Raw genomic sequence first — 20,326 nt, 5'->3', positions numbered from 1 at the left:
TCAGTTCTGGCTATGTCCGCGGTACTGCATCGCTTCAGCCAGATGCAGGCGGCTGATGTCAGTATTGTCCTCAAGGTCGGCCAAGGTTCGTGCGACCTTGAGCACCCGATGAGCAGCGCGTAGCGATAAGGCTAAACGCTCACATGCATTCTCCAGCCAGCGCTGATCATCTTCTGGCAATGGGCAGTGCTGGCGTAGACCGGCTAGATCAAGGAAGGCATTGGCGCAGCCTTGACGCTGCATTTGCCGCCGGCGGGCGCTGGCTACATGGGCGGCGCTGATTGCGGTTTCACTGCCAGTGCTCTCTGGTACGTGCAGGGCCGTCGCCTCCCGGGCTACTGTGACTTGCAAATCAATACGATCAAGTAGCGGCCCGGATAGCTTTGCCCGATAGCGTTGTATCTGTTCACTGCTGCAGCGACAGCGTCCGCTTGGATCGCCGAGAAACCCGCATGGACAAGGGTTCATGGCTGCCACCAGTTGAAAGCGCGCAGGGAAGCGCACCTTGTCGCGGGCCCGGGCAATCACAATATGGCCACTTTCTAGAGGCTCGCGCAGTACCTCAAGCACCTTGCGGTCAAACTCAGGCAGCTCATCAAGAAACAACACCCCATGGTGGGCCAGGGTAATCTCTCCTGGCTGCGGGCGTGAGCCTCCACCGACCAAGGCCGGGCCGGATGCGCTGTGGTGCGGCGTTCGAAAAGGTCTTTGTGGCCATGCCGTTAGCGGGGTATGGCTGGCAACGGAATGAATCGCCGCCACCTCCAGCGCTTCTTGTTCATTCAAGCTTGGCAATAATCCGGGAAGGCGGCTGGCGAGTAAGGTCTTGCCGGTTCCAGGTGGTCCACTAAACAAAAGATTATGTGAACCGGCCGCCGCCACTACCAGTGCCCGTTTAGCGGCTAATTGGCCCTGTACTTCGGATAAGTCCGGGTAAGGTTGGCTATGGCGGAGCAGGCCTTGGGATTGATAGGGTTCAATCACTTCCAAGCCATTAAAATGTGCCGCCAATTGCAATAAATGATTCGCTGCAATCACCTTCAGTCCGGAGGCGAGACTGGCTTCTTCGGCATTTAGGCTGGGCACTACCAAGGTGCGTCCACTGCCACGTGCCGCCAGTGCCGCTGGCAATACACCTTGTATTGAGCGAATTTCGCCCGACAATGCCAACTCGCCTAGGCATTCAATGTGCTCAAGTGACGTCGCCGGGATTTGCCCACTCGCGGCCAAGATGCCTAGCGCGATGGCTAAATCAAAACGACCGCCGTCTTTAGGTAGGTCAGCGGGTGCTAGGTTGAGCGTAATGCGCCGAGCAGGGAATTCAAAAGCACAGTTGAGGATGGCGCTGCGTACCCGGTCTTTACTTTCCTTGACCGCTGTTTCTGGCAAGCCGACTAGGGCCAGCGATGGCAAGCCATTGGCCAGATGCGCTTCGACGGTGACGGCTGGGGCATCAACCCCCACTTGGGCGCGACTGTGAACTATGGCCAGCGACATTCTTCGTTCCTTGTATTCAACTCATCGCTTCCTGCGATTTCATCAGAGTAACAGCATCGTTTGAGGGGGTTGGCAATCGCTAGTTGTGTCATGCCCTGTTAGGGGCAATAAAAAACGGAGCCACAAGGCTCCGCATTCGAGTCAGCCCGTGCGCGAATCAGAACTTCACGCGCACCCCGACCGTGCCATTTACAGCGGTGCTGTCACCGAAGTTATTAACTGATGAGTCCACCGACACTTCGCCGTAGAGTGAAAGTTTATCTTCATTCCAGTTATAGCTACCGCCGACACCAAGCCCTGTCCAGAGTCGTTCTGGACGATTTTTGAATTTAACGTCGGCCACATCCACTTGAGTGCCGTCAAGGAACTCGTAGTAGAGGTTGCTGATTGCATAGACGTGGCTGCGCCGGATTTTGTTGGTGTCATCCAGCCAGCGGCTGTCATGATCCAAAGCAAGACCAACTCGCGAGCGCAAGCTGTCGGCATCATCCAGTGAAGCGCGGGTGTTGAAGGCATCGGTAAAGCTGTCGAAATCTACTTTTGAGTAAATCAACTGCGCTTGAGGCGTCAGGGTCAGGCTGTCGTTGAGTTCAATTTGTTTGCCGCTTTCCACCGAGAAGGCGTAGCCAAATCCGTTGTTATCGGTGGCCAGTTGGCGATCGGTTGCGTCAGAGTCGATATCTGTTTTGTACCAAGTCGCCGAGGCTTGAGAATCAATATAGACGCCATTTTCCTGCAGCCAGGTTAGGGTCAAACCGACGCCATAGCCGCGGCTGTCGATGTTGCCGTCACCGAAAAATGAATCAACCTGTGATGCTGATGTACCGTAGTGCGCTGTCACGCCGCCAATCAGCTTATTGCCCTGTTGGTCCTCGTTTAACAACGCGTCGAGTCCGGCCTGCATTTTCCAGCGGTTGGTGACTGCGTCGGTATCAATGGTCCCTGCATTGCTGCGGCTACGTTGATAGGTGCCTTCAACCCGGGCCCAACCTGCACCGTTCTCGATGTAGGTTTGCTCGCCGTCAATTGTCGATGTGGTGCTGCTTTGAGTCGCGCCGCTGGCGGCATTCCAGTAGCGGTTGCCGACGCGTTGCTGCATGGTTGGCAAGCTGTTCATGTCGAGCAATGCCTGGCCATATTGCTGATAGAGCGGGGCAGCAGGGCTGTAGCGCGGCGACGACGGTGCTATTGGAGCTGTGGGTTCGCGTGGGGATAGAGGTGTTGCGTCCTCAATTGTCGAGTTTAGGTACCAATCGCCGTCTGCTGCTTGGTTCAGCGTATAGGCATAGGCACCGGCAACAATTGCTTGGCGATTGTCCTTGGTCTGAATGTCCCCATTTAGCGAGAAGGTGCCAGCAGAGTTGCCGTCCACTTGCACCAGATTGATGCCGGTGTCCGTCAGGGCACCGGTGCCACCAAGGTTGTTGATGCGGATGTCTGTATTGCCTGTGGCGTTGCCTTGAATCACTAGCTTATCGGTTGGCGAATTATCATCGTCGAGCACGCTGTCGATTTTCAGGCCGGCATTGTCCCCATAATAATTGCCGGATGCGCCGTCAGGGTTGGTCGCGACAACAAACCGGTCGGTAGCGCTGTCGTTCTGAAGGTCGATGTCGCCGTGGTTGTTAACGTCGCCGGTGACTACAAAGTTTGCCTGGCTGGTATGCACAGCCGCGCCCTGACTGATCACCAAACCGCGCTCCATTGCATCATCGCTACCGCCTACCCTGAGGCCTGTACCGCTAAATCTGATGTGAGTGCCGGGGTCGAGCACGACTTTTTCCCAGTTTTGCAGGCTTTCGGCTGCTACCGCTTGATTGCTAGCGGTAAAGGTCAGGATATCGCCGCCACCTTGGAGGTTGTCATATACAGTGCCGCCACCATCCAGCAGATTGATCCCGGTAATATCTGCGTTGGCATCAATTATTGCCCGGTCGGCACCCATGCCCAGCAGAACCTCGCCGCGGGTGGTGCTGCCAGATAACAATTGCAAACGGTCATTCCCGCCGTTGGTCTGGATATCGCCGATTATGTTGCCGGCACTGGTGATCTGGCTGTCGCCATTGCCATCGATAATTGCAACGCCTGAGGCCGCACTTACAGTGGCGGTTGCCGCGAGGTCAACCGTGCCATTGGCTTCAGTACTGGTTCGAATACCGGCCCCTTGGCCGCTACCGCCACGCAACTGGCCGGCGACATTAATGCTGTAGCGTTGTTCGGCTGAGACGGCTTGGGCAACCAGTGCCGAAGCATCCTCACCGTCTGCCCGAGCGCTTGCCATAGGACCTTGATTTACCTGGACATCACCACTAATTGAGTAACCATAGAGGCCGTGACTGCTATTGCCTGTTGTCGTCACAGTGCCGCCTGACTGATTGATCAGACTATTACCCGATCCTGTCGCCTCTGCCAGAATACCGTGGCTTAGCTGCTGAAAGTCCCCGGTGCCGCTGGTGCTAATAGAGCCGCCGGACTGATTAATAGTGACGTTGCCTTTACTCAGTTCATCGCTCTGAGCGAGTAAGCCGACGGCACTGTTGCCGAGGGTGGTGACGCTACCGCCGCTGAAATTGATGATGCTGTTGTTATCTATGCGGCTAGGGCGAAAGTTACTGGCCTGAACTGCGATGCCTTCAGCCTCTTCTGCAAACGTGGTGATGCTGCCGCCACTCACGTCAATTTGAGCAACACCCTGGCCGCCGCGAACCAAAGCGAATGCGCCTTCTGAATCAAAACCGCTGTTGGCCGTGCCAGTACTGATTGTGCCGCCAGCAATAGTGATGCGTGCATCCCCTCTGCTGTTCTGTACTCGCAATGCATCAGACCTGTCGCCAAGGGTGGTCAAGGATGCCTCGGGGTTGTTGAACACAATGGTTGAGTTTGCGCCGTTGCGGGTATTGCCACCTGCCGGGTCGATAATCACATCGGCGCCATTGCCGACGAAAATACCTTCGTTGTTGTCCCCGCTAACGCTGATAGCAACTTGCTGGCCGGTGATAATCACAGCGTTATCCTGACCGGTGGCAACAATGCCAAAGCCCGCTGAGTTGCTGATGAGGTTATTCAACTCAATGTTTGAACCGGCGGTGCCATTAGCTTCGATTGCACGGCTGATTGTCTCGAGCATGGTAGTGCCTTGGACTTCGATGGTTGCTCCATTGCTTGCCCGTAAACCCCGCTCAAGCTTAACCGCTGGGTTATTGCTGGTGCCTGCTGGGCCGCGGGAGACAGCATCTAGGTTGCCTTTAAGCAAAATGCTGCCGCGATTGGCGTCCAGGCCTATGGCATTTGTTTGTGTCGTGACCAGGCGCGTATTACCGCCAACAATAATTGAGCCAGCGCCTGTGCCTGTACTCACCGCGCGCAGGAGTTGACCGGTTTCGGTGCCGCGCGCGCCATTCAATATGCTGGTCAGGTTACCCTCAATACTCAACGCGGCATTGCGGGCATATACCACTTCGCGGTTGCCGTTGGGTGTGCTCGGTAATACTTCGGCAGTGACGTTGGGCGCTGTCAGCGTTAGTGAACTGTTGGCGTTGCTGCGAATCGGTACATTGATTGTGTTTGAGGCAAAGTTGCTGTCTGCGCTGGTACAAACTGAACCTTCAATAGCGCCCACGCCATTGCGGGTAACGCAAGCTGCTTGTGCCTTGTTGGCACCGCTAATGGTAAGCACTAAGAGTGCAGTGAATGAGAGGCTTTGTAGTTGCCATCCTGCTCGCAGGGGAAAGGCTGGAATGGAGGATGGGCTTTGCTTGATCCACTTCATGATCGACGTCCTTTGTCGTATATCTTCGAGGCGCATCGGGGCCGCAGGAATCCGTCTGCTTGGAAGGCCTGATGTTGCTGCTAGGATTTTATCCCTGGGAATCGTGCTCAAAGACACCTGCAAGAATTGTTTAGATTCTTAGGGCGTAGAGCTTTGTGCTGGCATCAGCTAGGTGGTTGGGCTGGCGGCTCGTTAGGCGAGCGCAGGCTGTCGACGTGCTGTTTTAGCCGTCGATCGGATGCCCTTAAGTGGGTTGGTTGATATGTGGGTACTGGGTTGCGGTCACCTTTGTGACCGCGGTCCTAGACTGCGGGCCTGTTACTGGCCGGGCTCTGTGGCGGGTGCTGGCTGGTTATGAGCTTCAAGTTCAAGGACTTTGGCTTCGAGTGCCTCCAAACGTGCACGTGTGCGCGCTAAAACAACCATCTGGCTATCGAATTCTTCGCGGCTCACCAGATCCAACTTGCTGAATCCGCTTTGCATCAGTGCTTTGAACTGCGCCTCAAATTCAGCGCGGGGCAGCGGTGTATCACCGTTGAACAGGCGTGAAGCACCGGCGGTGAGGGCGTCGAGCAGAATTTTTGGTGGCAACATAACAAGCTTCCAATAGCGATAGGCCCAAAGTGTAACACGCAGCGTCGAGCGTACTGGCTGTGAGGTCTGCACGATAATTGCGCGCTGCGCACGATGGCGATGCACCGTTGTTGTGCATTAAATCCTGGCAAACGCGCTTGATACCTTGGCTCTAGCGCCTAAGTGCATGAAATAAAGCGGCTTTACGATGTTTGGCAAGGTTTCTGCTTAGGTCAAAGTGAGACAGGCACTGATGCCGTTAGACGGGGCACAGGAGTGTTCCGTCAGGAGCGGTGGGTGGGTATTGGAATTGCTAAGTTAGAGCAGCCAATGCATTACAAAAGCCAGACACTGCGCTTAGACTTGACCTGGGTTTGCAATTCCTGGGGCAAGTCCACCTTACACGGGAGAGAGTTACATGAAGCTAGTTACTGCCATCATCAAGCCGTTCAAGTTGGACGATGTCCGTGAGTCACTGTCGGAGATCGGCGTGCAGGGCATCACTGTTACTGAAGTCAAAGGCTTCGGTCGTCAGAAGGGCCACACCGAGCTGTACCGTGGTGCTGAATACGTAGTCGACTTTTTGCCAAAAGTGAAAATCGACGTGGCCATCGCTGACGATCAACTGGATCGTGTCATCGAGGCCATCACTAAAGCTGCTAACACCGGCAAGATTGGTGATGGCAAAATTTTCGTAGTCAACCTGGAACAGGCGATTCGTATCCGTACCGGCGAAACCGATACCGACGCGATTTAAGCCACCCAAAACCAAACCCCGCCCCAGGAGTTAAACCATGACTCTGCGAAAGATCGCAGGGCTAGGAGCCCTTTTGTCCCTTGTTTTGCCTAGCGTTGCTATGGCTGACGAGGTTGTACTGAACAGCGGCGATACCGCGTGGATGATTGTTGCCACCGCATTCGTGCTGTTTATGACTATTCCAGGCCTGGCACTTTTCTATGGCGGCATGGTGCGTTCCAAGAACGTACTGTCCGTAATGATGCAGTGCTTTGCGGTTACCTGTTTGGTCAGTCTGCTGTGGGTTATTTATGGCTACAGCATGGCGTTTGACACCACTGGTATGGAAGAAGGTGTTGTTAACTTCAACTCCTTTGTGGGCGGCTTGTCTAGAGCATTCCTCAGCGGTTTGGGGACTGACAGCCTGGTAGCAGCGGTTCCTGAAAGCGTGTTCATCACGTTTCAGATGACCTTTGCGATCATCACTCCTGCACTCATTGTCGGCGCCTTCGCTGAGCGCATGAAGTTCTCCTCAATGCTGGTCTTCATCACTGCCTGGTTCACCTTGGTCTATGCACCAATGGCGCACATGGTCTGGGGTGGCGTGGGCGGCTTGTTGTGGGATTGGGGTGTACTTGATTTCGCAGGCGGTACTGTCGTGCACATCAACGCCGGTGTGGCCGGTCTGGTGGCGTGCTTGGTACTGGGCAAGCGTAAGGGTTATCCAACCGCAGCAATGGCTCCGCACAACTTGGGTTACACCTTGATTGGCGCGGCAATGCTTTGGGTCGGCTGGTTTGGTTTTAACGCGGGTTCAGCAGTGGCGGCGAACGGCACGGCGGGCATGGCCATGTTGGTCACCCAAATTGCCACGGCTGCTGCGGCACTGGGCTGGATGTTTGCTGAGTGGCTGACACACGGCAAGCCAAGTGCACTGGGGATTGCCTCCGGTGTGGTTGCTGGTCTGGTGGCAATTACTCCAGCTGCGGGAACTGCAGGCCCAATGGGCGGGCTAATCATCGGTCTGGCCGCAGGCGTAATTTGCTTCTTCTGCGCAACTAGCTTGAAACGCAAACTCGGTTACGACGATTCACTGGACGCTTTCGGCGTACATGGTATCGGCGGCATCGTTGGTGCATTGCTCACGGGTGTCTTTGCAGCACCTGCACTGGGCGGTTTCGGTGAAGTTGAAAACATCGCAGCGCAACTCTGGATCCAGTTTGAAGGCGTGATCTTCACCGTGATCTACACCGCAGTTGTGACCTTTGTGATTCTCAAAGTGATCGACGTGGTGATGGGTCTGCGGGTCAGTGAAGAGGAAGAGACTGTCGGTCTCGATCTCGCCCTGCATAACGAGCGTGGCTACAACCTGTAAGCACACAGAGTGCGCCCGGATCCAACACCCGGGCGCCTTAACCGAATAGCGCTATTGATAAAGCGCACGGCACGAGGTGACATATGGACAACACAGCATTGACAGCATTGACGTACGGGTTTGATACCTTCTACTTCTTGATATGTGGCGCATTGGTAATGTGGATGGCAGCGGGTTTTGCCATGCTCGAATCCGGTCTGGTACGCGCCAAGAACACCACTGAAATTTTGACTAAGAACATCGCGCTGTATGCAATTGCGAGCGTTATGTATCTGGTCATCGGTTACCACATCATGTACTCCAGCCCTGAAGGCGGCATTCTGCCGAGCTTCGGCTTCCTGATTGGTAGCGAGCACACTCCTGAGGCCGTTCTGGCTGGTGGAGATGACGCCCCTTATTACTCGCTGCGTTCGGACTTCTTCTTCCAGGTGGTGTTCGCTGCTACCTGTATGTCGATTGTTTCCGGTGCAGTAGCTGAGCGCATGAAGCTGTGGGCTTTCCTGGCCTTCGCCGTGGTGATGACAGGTTTCATTTACCCCGTTCAAGGTTTCTGGAAATGGGGCGCAGGCTTCCTTAACTCTGCTGGTTTCCTCGACTTCGCAGGTTCTGGCGTTGTGCACATGGCGGGTGCTGCTGCAGCTCTGGCGGGTGTTCTGCTGCTGGGTGCTCGGAAAGGCAAATACGGCGCGAACGGCCAAATCAACCCGATTCCTGGTGCTAACTTGCCAATGGCAACGCTGGGTACATTCATCCTGTGGATGGGCTGGTTTGGTTTCAACGGTGGCTCGCAGTTGAAGATGAGCACCATTGAAGATGCCAACGCTGTGGCTCAGGTGTTTGTGAACACCAACATGGCCGCTGCCGGTGGTTTGATTGCTGCGTTGCTGGTTGCTCGCATTCTGTTCGGTAAGGCTGACCTGACGATGGCCCTTAACGGTGCCTTGGCCGGTCTGGTTGCTATCACTGCTGAGCCGCTGACCCCTGGTGCCCTGCAGGCCACTCTGATCGGTGGTGTGGGTGGCGTACTGGTGGTGTTCGCCATCATCGGCCTCGACAAGCTCAAGCTTGATGATCCTGTCGGTGCCATCTCGGTACACGGCGTATGCGGCATATGGGGTCTGCTGGCAGTCTGCTTGACCAACCCTGATGCATCACTGGGTGCTCAGTTGCTGGGTATAGCTTCGATCTTCGCTTGGGTATTCATTGCCAGCCTTATCGTTTGGGCCATCATCAAAGCCGTCATGGGCCTGCGTGTTAGCGAAGAAGAAGAGTACGAAGGTGTAGATATCGCTGAATGCGGTATGGAAGCCTACCCAGAATTTACTAAGTCTTAATTTTCTGGAAAACCTGAGCGCCATTGCAGGTTGAATAATAACGGCGCTTGCTTCACCCGTAACACCACAGCCCAGCTAGCGAATCTACTTTGGTAGATAGCGCAGTTGGGTTTTTTTCCAGTTTTTTAGCAGGGTTGTTAAATCAGCGATAACTGCTACTTTTACTTTGTTTTTTCTGGAGTCACGCTAGAATGCGCGCCGTTGAGCACAGTGTTTTGGCAGTGACTGGGCTCGGCCCGAGCGAGCTGAGGTAAGACGCGTAGGCGACTTGATCAGGCAAGGGCATTTGAATTTTTGCTGGTGGTGTACGAAATTCACACCGCTGGGCTATAACTAATCTGCTTTCGCATTTCATGAGGTTGAACATGAGCGACGAAGATCTCGAACAAGAAGAGTTGGATGGAGCTGACGAGGACGATGGTGAGGATCTTGCTGCGTCTGACGATGGTGACCCAAGTGTTGACGACGATAGCGATGACGACGTTGCCAGCCCTTCCAGCAAAAGCAAAGGCAAAAAAGCTAAAGCTGCCGTAGATCCTGAAGATCTTCCGAGCGTCGAGGCTAAACAAAAAGATCGTGATTCTCTGGCGCAAGCCATGGAAGAATTTCTGGCACGGGGCGGTAAAGTGCAAGAAGTTGAACCAAATGTGGTTTCTGATCCGCCGAAAAAGCCTGACAGCAAATACGGTAGCCGTCCTATTTAATCGGGCGTGCCAGCAAAAAAAACCTGCCGAGTGCAGGTTTTTTTGTGGTCGAACGTCCCGTAGAAACTTAGCGTGCTGGCCAACTGCTCAGCAGATCGGGTAACTGCGCCAAGCTGCTGACTTCACCGTCAGGCGGCGCTTGGTCAGGCCATGTCCGGTTGAGTGGGTTAAACCAAATCGCACGCATGCCAGCCGCTTGCGCACCGGCGATATCATCACTTGGGTGGTCGCCGATATGCACCGCATGCTCGGCACTGACATTTGCGTGCCTAAGGGCTTCTTGGAAAGGTTTAGGGTCAGGCTTACCAATTCCCAGGTCTTCGGCGCACAAGGCAAACTGAAAGTAATCGGCCAAACCCAGGCGGCGGACATCCGCATTGCCATTGGTGATTACGCCGAGCTGGAACCGAGTGGCCAGGGCTTCAAGCGTTGGATGCACCTCAGCAAATAGTTCGACTTGATGGCGAGCCGCCAAAAACACCTGAAATCCGGCCTCAGCCAGCGCTGACGCTTCTTTCTCGACATAACCGGCACCTTGTAGGGCCGTTAGCAAAATGCGTCGACGTAGCTCGCTTAGGCGATGTTTAAGCGCAGGCTCTTGCTCAAGTAGCTGATTACGAATTTGCCAAAGATGTTCGACCGGCACCGCGCCTAACTTGGGCGCATACATGGTTAACCAGTTACGCAAGGCGGCTTCGGCGTCTTGCATCACCGGGGTCACATCCCAGAGGGTGTCATCGAGGTCAAACGTGATCAGCTTGATGGTCATTCACTACTGCCTTTGCGTTTAGCCCGTGGGTGGGCGCTGTCGTACACCGTGGCCAAGTGTTGGAAGTCTAGATGGGTATAGATCTGTGTTGTGGCAATATCGGCGTGGCCCAGTAGCTCTTGGACCGCACGCAGGTCTTGCGACGACTCCAGCATATGACTGGCAAACGAGTGCCTGAGCATGTGCGGGTGAAGGTTCTGGCCGAGCTCACGAACCCCGGCTTGTCGTACGCGCAATTGCACGGCGCGGGCACCAATGCGCTTGCCCTTTTGACTGACAAACACCGCGCCATCCGCTGGCGCGCTCAATGCACGCATTGGCAGCCAGTTCTCCAGTGCTTGGCGGGCCATGCGTCCGACTGGCAACTCGCGGGTCTTGTTGCCTTTGCCCTGCACCCGAACCAATCCGTCAGCTAAATCAAGGCCGTCCAAGTTGAGGCCGACCAGTTCCGATAAACGCAGGCCTGAAGAGTAAAACAGTTCGAGCATGGCTTGGTCGCGCAGGGCAATAAAGTCGTCTTCTACCGCACCGTCTAGCAGTTGTCCGGTACGGTCTGCATCCAAGGTTTTGGGCAGGCGACGCTCACCTTTAGGCGGCATTAAACCACTGGCGGGGTCGTGCTGGCAGTGGCCTTCGCGAATCAAGTAACGATAGAGCCCGCGAGTTGCCGAAAGCAGGCGTGCCAGGCTGCGGCTGGACTGACCTTGCATGTGCAGATGGGCCACCAGCCTGCGCAATCGCGAGGTGTCGAGTTGGTTCCAGTCACTTAAATGCTCACGCTCACTGAAAGCGAGCAGTTTGCTCAAGTCGCGACTGTAACCGTCAAGCGTGTGGGCCGAAACCTGACGTTCGCTGCGCAGATGTTCGAGGTAGGCGTCGATGCGAGTTTGCATGGTGACTCCTGATGCGCCGAAGCACCCTGCGGCTGCAGCCGCAGGTCAGTTAGCGAACCGAACGTAGCGGGGTGGCGAAGCGTGGCAGCACGCGCGCAAGCACTTCGGCAATGTAGCCGAGGAATAACGTACCCAGCGAGCTTTTGTAATGCTGCGGATCGCTGCTGCCAATGGCCAACACGCCGTGGGTGCCTTGATGGGTGATCGACACCACTGCGGCCGAGCCGACATTGCCGGCTTCACTCTTGCCGAACAAGAATGCCAGCTCGTGTTCACGCAATACACCGCAAATGGTTTTACCCCCGGCAAGCAGGCCGCCAATGGCTTGATGCGCTTCAGAGCTGCTCATCGACCGACCGACCGGTAGCGGGTTGTCGCTGAACAGGATGAGGCTGACAAACGGCACCTGAAACTCACTGCGTAAGCTGTCTTCAACACAGCTGACAAGCTCTTCAAGACTGGCCGCATCAAGCATGTCGAGGACCAGACGGCGCGTCTTTTCGAACAAACGGTCATTGTCACGAGCCACGTCCATCAGTTGTGACAGGCGGTGGCGCATGTCGATATTGCGCTCACGCAGCAGGTTTACCTGACGCTCGACCAAAGACACGGTGTCGCCCCGTTGGTGCGGAATGCGCAGCTCTGGAATCAAATCATCGTGGTCGATGAAGAACTCCGGGTGCAGGCGCAGGTAAGCGGCCACAGTGGCTGAATCGAGGGTTTTCGGTGAATCCTGCTGGTCACTCATAAGCGAACTTGTCCTTCGTATACGCGTACGGCGGGCCCGGTCATCATAACGGGCTGGCCAGTACCTGCCCATTCAATTAACAACTTGCCGCCAGGCAGTTCTAGTTGCACTGGTGAATCCATCCAGCCTTGGCTGATCGCAGCCACTGCGGCCGCGCAAGCCCCGGTACCGCAGGCTTGGGTTTCGCCTGCACCACGCTCCCAAACACGCAATTTACCGCGTTGGCGGTCAATCACCTGAAGGAAACCGACGTTAACCTTTTGCGGAAAGCGTGGGTGGTGCTCGAGTTTCGGGCCTAAGCCGTGAACTGCAGCGGTCTCAACGTTATCTACGCGCAGTACCGCATGGGGGTTGCCCATCGACACCGCAGCCAGCTCGACGGTTTCACCATCGACCTCAACTGGGTAGCTTAATGCTTGTGAGTCGGCCACAAATGGGATCTGTTCAGGAGCCAGGCGCGGCGGGCCCATGTCGACGGTGATCTGCCCATCGTTGCGCACGTTAAGCTCAATGATGCCGCCTTTGGTCTCGACCCGAATCTGCTTTTTAGCCGTCAGACGTTTATCCAGCACAAAACGCGCAAAGCAGCGTGCACCGTTGCCGCATTGTTCAACTTCGCTGCCGTCTGAGTTGAAGATGCGGTAGCGGAAATCAACATCGGGGTTGCTCGGCGGTTCAACCAACAGCAGCTGATCAAAACCTACACCAGTGAAGCGGTCGCCCCATTGCTTGGCGTTTTTGGGCTGAATATGCGCATGCTGGCTGACTAGGTCGAGGACCATGAAGTCATTACCGAGGCCGTGCATTTTGGTAAAACGCAATAACATTGAGGTTACTCCGGCAGACGGCTTTCGCCCGCATAGAGTTCGCTGAATGTCTCACGGGCACGCACTTCAACCGCGCGCTGATGATCCACCATAATCTCGGCAGCACGACCACGGGTGTTGTAGTTGGAACTCATCACAAAGCCATAGGCACCCGCGGAGCAAACGGCGAGCAAATCACCCTCGGCCAGATTCAGTTGGCGATCTTTAGCGAGAAAATCACCCGTTTCACAGATCGGACCGACGATGTCGTAGTTACGGCTTTGACCTTCACGCGGTTTAACCGGGACAACATCCATCCAGGCTTGATAAAGCGCTGGGCGGATCAAGTCATTCATCGCTGCATCGACGATGGCGAAATCTTTGTGCTCGGTATGCTTGAGGTATTCGACCTGAGTCAGCAATACGCCTGCGTTTGCAACAATCGACCGGCCTGGCTCAAATACCAACGCCAAATCACGCCCGGCAATGCGCTCGCGTACCGCGCTGATGTAGTCGCCCGCCAGTGGCGGTTCTTCGTCGCGGTATTGCACGCCAAGGCCACCACCCAGATCCAAGTGCTTGAGGCTAATGCCGCGCTCGGCAAGCCGATCAACCAGTACCAGCAGGCGGTCTAGCGCGTCGAGGAATGGCGGCAGCGTGGTCAACTGGGAACCGATATGGCAGTCGACCCCAATAATCTGCAGGTTTTCTAACTCGGCTGCGCGGGCATAAACGGCCTCGGCGTCAGCGATGGCGATACCAAACTTGTTTTCTTTGAGGCCTGTGGAAATGTACGGGTGAGTACCCGCGTCCACATCTGGGTTCACCCGTAAAGAAATGGGCGCAGTCACATTCATCTGCGCGGCGACTTCTTGTAGGCGCTCTAATTCATCGGTGGACTCAACGTTGAAGCAATGCACGCCAACGCTCAGGGCGCGGTGCATGTCTTCACGGGTCTTGCCGACGCCGGAGAACACGATTTTCTCGGGGCTGCCGCCCGCTGCCAGAACCCGCTCCAGTTCGCCACGCGAGACGATGTCAAAGCCTGAGCCCATACGTGCCAAGACGTTCAGCACGCCCAGGTTGGAGTTGGCTTTCACCGCGAAACAGACCAAATGCTCCATGCCTTCTAAGGCATCGGCATAGGCTTTGTATTGCGCTTCAATGTGCGCGCGGGAGTAGACGTAGGTCGGCGTACCGAAACGTTCGGCAATGGCGGACAGCGCCACGCCTTCCGCGAACAGTTCACCGTCGCGGTAGTTGAAGGCGTTCATAGAGCGTCCTTATTGAGTTTGCGCTGAAGGTTCTTGGGTGTCGTCTGGCAGGTAAAGAGGGCCCTTTTGGCCACAACCTGAAAGCACAGAACTGACAGCGACAATCGCGATAAGGGCAGTAATCAGCCGCTTCATGTGGAAATCCTTGTAAAAAAACACTATTGAACAGGAGTATACCGGCCCCCCGGCGGCTTGCCTATGCGCTAAAAATGCCATCAGAAAACGTCACAAGCGAAGGCAAGACAAGGCTTTAACAGGCGAAACAGCGGAGTAGAGGTGTTCTAACTGAACATTTTCCGTCTGTTTATAACGCTGTATTTTCGAGCGCAGTAGTGTTCATGTGCTCTGAAATGGGCTTGCCTAGTTGGGGTAATAGGCTTGGTCAACGCCAAGCCAATGGGCTTAGGCTGCTTTCGTTCAGCCACAGGAGTCATAATGGAAACCCTCGCAACGCTCAGCAGTTCCGTGTCCGTTGCCTATTTGCAGGGGCTGCTGGATTACCTTGAACGCCAAGGTCAGCCTGTGGATAAGTTGCTTAAGCAACTTAAGCTGAACCCGCAGATACTGGCCCAACGCGACCAGCGGATTGATGCGCAACTCTATCTCGAACTCCTTGATTCTGGCGTTAATGCGACCGGCGATGACTGCCTTGGTCTGCACCTCGGTGAATCGGTTCGCCCCGGCTATTATGGGGTTTTGGGCTACTTGATCATGAGTTGTGCGACTTTGGCCGACGCCCTGCACCGACAAGCGCGGTATGCCTCGTTGGTGGGCAGCCTGGGACAAGTTGACCTCGCTGATGAGCCGCCGCGCGCAGGCCTGGAGGCCCAGGTTGCTCACAGCTGGCAACCGCTGTTTAAGCAGCAGTCACGGCAGCTGAGTGAGGAAACACTGGCGGGTTGGATGACTTTTGGCCACTGGATCAGCGGTTTACAGATTCCTCCGACCGAAGTGCGATTTCAGCACAGTGCGCCGGCTGATACCCAAGAACATCAACGAATTTTCCGATGCCCGGTCTTGTTTGATCAGGCGGATAACGCACTGGTATTCCCCAAGCGTTTGCTCAATACGCCATTGAGCCAGGCTGATGTTCAAGTGCGCAGTATGTTTGATGCCTACGCGGATCGGTTACTGACAGACCTTAGGCAAGGTAATAGTGTGCTCGATCAAGCACGTTTACAGTTGGTCAGGCAGTTGCCGCAAGGCACGCCTGAACTGGCCCAGATTGCCGAACAACTGGCCATGAGTCCGCGTACTTTGCAACGGCGACTGAGCGATGCAGGGTTGTCGTTTAACCAATTGCTTGAGCACACACGGAAGCATTTGGTGTTGCAGTATTTGGCTGATCCGCGGCTGGAGCTTAGCGAAATAGCCTATCTGGTTGGGTTTAGTGAGGCGGGATCACTGGCACGAGCATTTCGCCGCTGGATGGGCCTTAGTCCCCATGAATATCGAGCAGCCCTCAACAAATGAAGCGCGTAATGTGCCGGCATTGCTGACAGGCATACAAAACTGGCAGAACACACCGTACACTTGAATGTCTTAAATAATTGCAGCGCCAGATTCAGCGAAGCCGGTTCGACATGCAGGACGCACGTTACGTCGAATTTTCCACCGTAGTTCGTTCTGCACGCTCCGAATTTACTGAGGTAATTTGCAATGAGTTTGACCGAAGCCCGCTTTCACGACTTGGTTGATGCCACGCAGCAAGCGGTGGAAGATATTTTTGATGACAGCGACCTGGACATTGATCTGGAAAACTCCGCTGGTGTCCTGACCGTACGTTTTGAAAATGGCAGCCAGTTGATCTTGAGCCGCCAGGAACCGATCCGTCAGTTGTGGGTAGCGGCTAAATCGGGTGGCTTCCACTTTGACTACGACCAGCCTAGCGAGCGTTGGATTTGCGACACCAGTGATGAGCTGCTTGGCGAGATGTTGGTGCGTATTACTCAAGAGCAGTCTGGCGCAGACCTCGAGTTCGATGAGCTCTGAGATCAGATCACCTACGCCTGTGCGAGTGGAGTCGCCCTGTCAGCGCCGTTGCTGTCTGGATGCTGACGATACCTGTGTAGGCTGTGGTCGGAATTTGGATGAGATTCTTTCCTGGAATGAGGCTGATGCATCACAGCGATTGGCCATTTGTCAGCGCGCCAGCCAGCGTTTGATAGCGCGAAATAACTGACTCAGGCTGTGTAAAACAGTCTCGAGCGAAGGCAAGACAAGGCAAAACAGGCTGCAAAGTGTGTACAGATGTTCGAAATGGGCATTTCCCCCTGTTTCCAACGCCATATTGCCGAGAGCAGTCGTGTTTACATAGTCTGTTGGAGGTCTTGTTTATTTAAATGGCTGTGTTACGTTCAGCTTCAGCACTTGTTAAAAACCCCGTCTTTCTGGCGGGGTTTTTGCTTTTTTAGCCATAGTCCCAACGACTCATTTACGATCCGTATTTCAAGGAGAACTGCCTTCACCATGAGCAGCGCACCGGCAATCACCATTACCCGCCTCGATATGCAGCGTCTTGAACGCCTGCTCGACGACCTCGACGACTTTGGCCCAGGTGCTGTCGCGTTGCAGGCTGAACTTGACCGTGCCGAAGTAATTGGTCACGACGAAGCACCTGCGGGTTTAGTTACCATGAATTCGCGTGTGCACTGCCGTGAAGAAAGCAGTGGCAAAGATTACCACCTGACATTGGTGTATCCGCAGGATGCGGGCGGTGAAGGCAAGGTTTCGATTCTTGCCCCAGTGGGCAGCGCCTTGCTGGGCCTCAGTGTCGGCCAGCACATCGATTGGGCCGGCCCTAACGGTAAGGTGCTTAAACTGACGTTATTGGCCGTTGAGTATCAGCCCGAAGCCGCAGGGGAATATACGCGCTAAACGCTGCTTTGGCGCTTGAAGAAAACACTGAGGCTTGTTGAGCGAAGTCTCGGTGCTCTCTGTGCTTCAAGCGTTTTGCAGGGCCATGTTCAAGGCCGCTTCCAAGGTGGTTTTGTAGCGCAAATAGTGCAGGGTCTGAATCTTCTCTTCGGCGACAATCGCCGATAAATCAATATCAGTGATGTAGCACGGGTAGCGCTCACTGCCGCGCCGATGAGCAAGAATATGTTGCGCTACGGCTGCATATAAATCGCCAGCATATTGCAGCTGAGAAAACTCCTGATGGTTGCAGTAAAGCGTCACATGCACCCGCTTGCCCCCTGCCGGGGTGATAATTGCCTGAACGTCATAAAACGGATGGTTGATCGGTGACTGCGGTGCCTCGCATGTGATCAAGGATTTGGCGTTGCCGGGGGCGTCAGGCAGCACTTGGTAATAAAGTATCTCAGGCAGGGTTTGCAGCTGCTCAGCCATGACCAGCAGCGCATTGCGACGATACAACAAGGATTGTAAAAACCGCTGCATGGGGGTTAGCAGGCAGTGCTCGTCGGTAAAGGCTAGACGCTGGCGCCAAAGCGCATTGCGTTCATCTAAGACGCTGAGTTCAGCCTCTGCACCATTGTTGAAAATGCGGTAAAACACTTGGATGCAATCGGCCTTTGCCGCTGGCAAAATCAGGCTCAGGTCGTCGTTTTGCAAAGCGCTTCGGTCAACATGCAATGTGCTGGCCCGGCCTTGGGAATTACCCAGGTGCTCGACCAACTGTTCTGTGCCGCTCAAGGTCGTGTGGCTAACCGGGTTCGAGCCTAATTCAAGGACGTGGTAAAGCTGCTTGGTTTGTATGACATAGCGCTGGTCCAGCGGTGCTGCGTGGATGCTTTGTACCTGGTTGAATAGTTCCTCTACGCGCTCGGCGATTGTCATTGCCCTGTTACGGCAATAACAACGTATTTGCAGGTCTGGAGCCGGTGCGTCTTTGGGCAAGCGATTGAGGTAATCGCGCAGGCAGTCAATCAGTGCGCTCTGCCCGCTATAGCGATGTACGCTTAGTTCGTTCCAACTGTTGAGGCTCACTTGATCAATGCTCTGCACCAAGTTTTCCCGTACGCCTGAATAACCCAGCGCATCGATACGCTCGGTGGTCATATGTACGTTCATTTGGCTGTGCTGCTTGAGCGGGTCGAGACCTACGTTTATTAACAGCAAAACGGTGCTCGGGTAGCTATTTTTACGCAGAGTCGCCTCACCAACGGGAAGCAGTGGCAAGCTTACCGATTGCCGCAGGCCGAGCAGCAGGTTGGACAGTTCAAACTCAGTCAGATCCGTGTTGCCAGGATGCAGAGATATTCGCGTGCCGCTGTCGATCACCCCATTGAAATGACTCCACGCAAGGAGCTCGATTAATTCTCGGGTGCGTTTGAGGGGGGCAAAGTTTGACCAGTGTTGGGCACTCAGGCTGCCGCTAAAGATGGCCCACTGTTGTTCATCGGGTGCCTCAGGGCTCGGCGAATTGACGAGAGTGATGGTGTCTTCACCCAGGTCGGGGGCGATACCGGGATTAATAAATTCAATCTTGGCTGCTTTGCGTTCGAAGGCGGCATACAGGCGTCTGCCAAGAATGGCCAGGTCCTGCTGGCTTACCGTACTTGCGCCGCGTAGGTTGCGGCTGAACTGCACAAGGAAGCGGTAACTGTAAGTCAGTTCATTGACCAACATATGGCGCTCGCTCTTGACCTGGCGCACTTTCCACTGGCTGCGACTGTCAAGGAGCACCAGCTTGCGCCGATCCCATTGCCACTCGCCACACAGGCGTTCGAGCAGCTTGCGCTGCCAGCTTTTGATCCCGCTGCGAGGAGGACGACTGAGCTTTTTATTGGCCTTTAGGTACACGCAGCGCCGAATCAGCTCAAGGCGTTGATGCTCGTTACGCTCCAGCAGGTACTCTTCAATGCGCCGGTATACCACGATGTACGGGTCAAGCTCATCGAGCTCTAGTTTGTTGGCAAACACCGCATATTTGAAGCGCAGAGACAAGCATTCAACCCGTGGATGTTCGCTGGCGTAGACCTCCGTCAGAAGCAGTTTAAGCACAGATTTGTAGGGTGATTTTATGCCCTTATAGAGCTGCCACATGCCCGCGCCAATAAACTCCCCCGGGGGGATGTGTGCCAGGCTGCCAAGGTCCAAGACTTCTTCGCTGCGGACAAAGCGCTTGTCGAGCAGCGTCTGTGCATAGACTTGGTAGCGTGACTCTTCGAATGCAGGCACCAGCCACCACATTGGCGTACGCCCGCCGAGCCATATGGCGGTGCGATAAAACTCATCGAGCAACAAGTAATGTTGGGTCGTGCCGCAATCATCAGAGGTTAATTGCGAGTCGCGTTCGCCGAGGCGGAACCGCGCAGGGTTGATCAGAAAGAAGTGCACCTCGCTGCCTTGGGTTGCCGCCCAGCTTTCCAGTAGTGCGCACTTCTTGCGCAACTCTGTCAGAGATTGTTCAGCAAGGTCCGGGGCGTGGCACAGCCATAAATCCATATCACTCTGGTCGGCTTGTGCCAGCGTGCCAAGGCTGCCCATCAAGAACAATCCATGCAGCGGTAATTGCTGTTTGCCGCGCTGTGCTTTGTAGGTGAATGAGCGGGTCAGGCGCTGCGCCTCAGCGAGCACAGCCTCTTCAGGCTCAAAACCACAAAGCCCCGCAGGTGTGGAGCTGGAGACAAAACCGGGCAGTAGGGGATGATTTACATGAAGCAGCAGCGGCAGCAGTTTCAGAACGAACTGTTGGCGGCTTGAAAGGGCTTGGTTGGCACGCAACAGGCGGCCTTGATTGACCCGGATAAAGCGTTTACGCAGCTGTGTAAGTGCTTTGCGGTCGATGCCGTCGTCAAGGTCAGGGCGAATTTCTTGATTTGCGGGCATGCTGTCAGTCTGCGATAAGGGTTGCGATCACTGGCAAAAGCTCGCAAGCACT

The 20,326-nt window shown here is 55.0% G+C and carries 18 protein-coding genes; 8 read left to right on the top strand and 10 right to left on the bottom strand.

All coding sequences use genetic code 11. The annotated features are described in order from the left end of the window. The 3 genes from ACIGCM_RS15710 to ACIGCM_RS15700 form a co-directional block, all read right to left on the bottom strand. Window positions 1-1,497, bottom strand: a complete 1,497-nt coding sequence (locus ACIGCM_RS15710; RefSeq protein ID WP_397503014.1) for a YifB family Mg chelatase-like AAA ATPase — start codon at window positions 1,495-1,497, stop codon at window positions 1-3. A gap of 157 nt (window positions 1,498-1,654) precedes the next feature. Continuing rightward, a complete protein-coding gene (locus ACIGCM_RS15705; protein ID WP_397503013.1) occupies window positions 1,655-5,266 on the bottom strand; it encodes an autotransporter outer membrane beta-barrel domain-containing protein in 3,612 nt (1,203 codons plus the stop codon). Between the two features lie 318 nt (window positions 5,267-5,584). After that, the gene (locus ACIGCM_RS15700; RefSeq protein WP_397503012.1) at window positions 5,585-5,860 is read right to left on the bottom strand and encodes an accessory factor UbiK family protein; all 276 of its coding nucleotides are present in this window, start codon (window positions 5,858-5,860) and stop codon (window positions 5,585-5,587) included. A gap of 397 nt (window positions 5,861-6,257) precedes the next feature. On the opposite strand from ACIGCM_RS15700, the gene glnK reads away from it, so the two are divergent. The 4 genes from glnK (at window position 6,258) to sutA (ending at window position 9,988) form a co-directional block, all read left to right on the top strand. Continuing rightward, the gene (gene glnK / locus ACIGCM_RS15695; RefSeq protein WP_003096476.1) at window positions 6,258-6,596 is read left to right on the top strand and encodes a P-II family nitrogen regulator; all 339 of its coding nucleotides are present in this window, start codon (window positions 6,258-6,260) and stop codon (window positions 6,594-6,596) included. A 37-nt stretch (window positions 6,597-6,633) separates the two neighbouring features. Next, window positions 6,634-7,950 carry an ammonium transporter gene (locus tag ACIGCM_RS15690; protein WP_397503011.1) on the top strand — a complete coding sequence of 439 codons (1,317 nt, stop codon included), beginning with the start codon at window positions 6,634-6,636 and terminating at the stop codon, window positions 7,948-7,950. 83 nt (window positions 7,951-8,033) lie between these two features. Continuing rightward, window positions 8,034-9,284, top strand: coding sequence for an ammonium transporter (locus ACIGCM_RS15685; RefSeq protein WP_397503010.1), 1,251 nt, complete (start codon window positions 8,034-8,036; stop codon window positions 9,282-9,284). Between the two features lie 365 nt (window positions 9,285-9,649). Continuing rightward, window positions 9,650-9,988 carry a transcriptional regulator SutA gene (gene sutA / locus ACIGCM_RS15680; protein ID WP_397503009.1) on the top strand — a complete coding sequence of 113 codons (339 nt, stop codon included), beginning with the start codon at window positions 9,650-9,652 and terminating at the stop codon, window positions 9,986-9,988. 67 nt (window positions 9,989-10,055) lie between these two features. Here sutA and ACIGCM_RS15675 read toward each other — a convergent pair whose 3' ends face one another. The 6 genes from ACIGCM_RS15675 to ACIGCM_RS15650 are packed head-to-tail and all read right to left on the bottom strand — an operon-like array spanning window position 10,056 to window position 14,613. Beyond that, window positions 10,056-10,757: an HAD family hydrolase gene (locus ACIGCM_RS15675; protein ID WP_397503008.1), complete on the bottom strand. Its 702-nt coding sequence runs from the start codon at window positions 10,755-10,757 to the stop codon at window positions 10,056-10,058. Then, the gene (gene xerC / locus ACIGCM_RS15670; protein WP_397503007.1) at window positions 10,754-11,650 is read right to left on the bottom strand and encodes a tyrosine recombinase XerC; all 897 of its coding nucleotides are present in this window, start codon (window positions 11,648-11,650) and stop codon (window positions 10,754-10,756) included. Before xerC ends, ACIGCM_RS15675 begins: the two co-directional genes overlap by 4 nt. A gap of 49 nt (window positions 11,651-11,699) precedes the next feature. Further along, on the bottom strand, window positions 11,700-12,398 hold the full coding sequence (locus ACIGCM_RS15665) for a DUF484 family protein (protein WP_397503006.1): 699 nt from the start codon (window positions 12,396-12,398) through the stop codon (window positions 11,700-11,702). Beyond that, entirely contained in the window at window positions 12,395-13,225 is an 831-nt protein-coding gene (dapF, locus tag ACIGCM_RS15660) for a diaminopimelate epimerase (RefSeq protein ID WP_397503005.1), read from the bottom strand. Before dapF ends, ACIGCM_RS15665 begins: the two co-directional genes overlap by 4 nt. Before the next feature lie 5 nt (window positions 13,226-13,230). Next, on the bottom strand, window positions 13,231-14,478 hold the full coding sequence (gene lysA, locus ACIGCM_RS15655; protein WP_397503004.1) for a diaminopimelate decarboxylase: 1,248 nt from the start codon (window positions 14,476-14,478) through the stop codon (window positions 13,231-13,233). Between the two features lie 9 nt (window positions 14,479-14,487). Next, on the bottom strand, window positions 14,488-14,613 hold the full coding sequence (locus ACIGCM_RS15650; RefSeq protein WP_397503003.1) for a lipoprotein: 126 nt from the start codon (window positions 14,611-14,613) through the stop codon (window positions 14,488-14,490). A 300-nt stretch (window positions 14,614-14,913) separates the two neighbouring features. On the opposite strand from ACIGCM_RS15650, the gene ACIGCM_RS15645 reads away from it, so the two are divergent. The 4 genes from ACIGCM_RS15645 to rnk all read left to right on the top strand — a co-directional run bounded on the left by ACIGCM_RS15645 (window position 14,914) and on the right by rnk (window position 17,355). After that, window positions 14,914-15,951, top strand: a complete 1,038-nt coding sequence (locus ACIGCM_RS15645) for an AraC family transcriptional regulator (protein ID WP_397503002.1) — start codon at window positions 14,914-14,916, stop codon at window positions 15,949-15,951. A gap of 186 nt (window positions 15,952-16,137) precedes the next feature. Continuing rightward, window positions 16,138-16,470, top strand: coding sequence for an iron donor protein CyaY (cyaY, locus tag ACIGCM_RS15640; protein WP_339488917.1), 333 nt, complete (start codon window positions 16,138-16,140; stop codon window positions 16,468-16,470). Next, a complete protein-coding gene (locus ACIGCM_RS15635) occupies window positions 16,394-16,660 on the top strand; it encodes a DUF1289 domain-containing protein (protein WP_397503001.1) in 267 nt (88 codons plus the stop codon). Before cyaY ends, ACIGCM_RS15635 begins: the two co-directional genes overlap by 77 nt. A gap of 287 nt (window positions 16,661-16,947) precedes the next feature. Further along, entirely contained in the window at window positions 16,948-17,355 is a 408-nt protein-coding gene (gene rnk, locus ACIGCM_RS15630; protein ID WP_397503000.1) for a nucleoside diphosphate kinase regulator, read from the top strand. A gap of 66 nt (window positions 17,356-17,421) precedes the next feature. Here rnk and ACIGCM_RS15625 read toward each other — a convergent pair whose 3' ends face one another. Then, window positions 17,422-20,274 (bottom strand): class I adenylate cyclase, encoded by a 2,853-nt coding sequence (locus ACIGCM_RS15625; RefSeq protein WP_397502999.1) that lies wholly within the window; start codon window positions 20,272-20,274, stop codon window positions 17,422-17,424. Window positions 20,275-20,326 lie beyond the last annotated feature (52 nt).

Origin of the sequence: Pseudomonas sp. NPDC078700, from assembly GCF_044542375.1 — a bacterium.
Taxonomy (GTDB): Bacteria; Pseudomonadota; Gammaproteobacteria; order Pseudomonadales; family Pseudomonadaceae; genus Aquipseudomonas.
The sequence above is the reverse complement of the archived record's forward strand: the minus strand, read 5'-3'. Positions and strand labels throughout refer to the sequence as shown.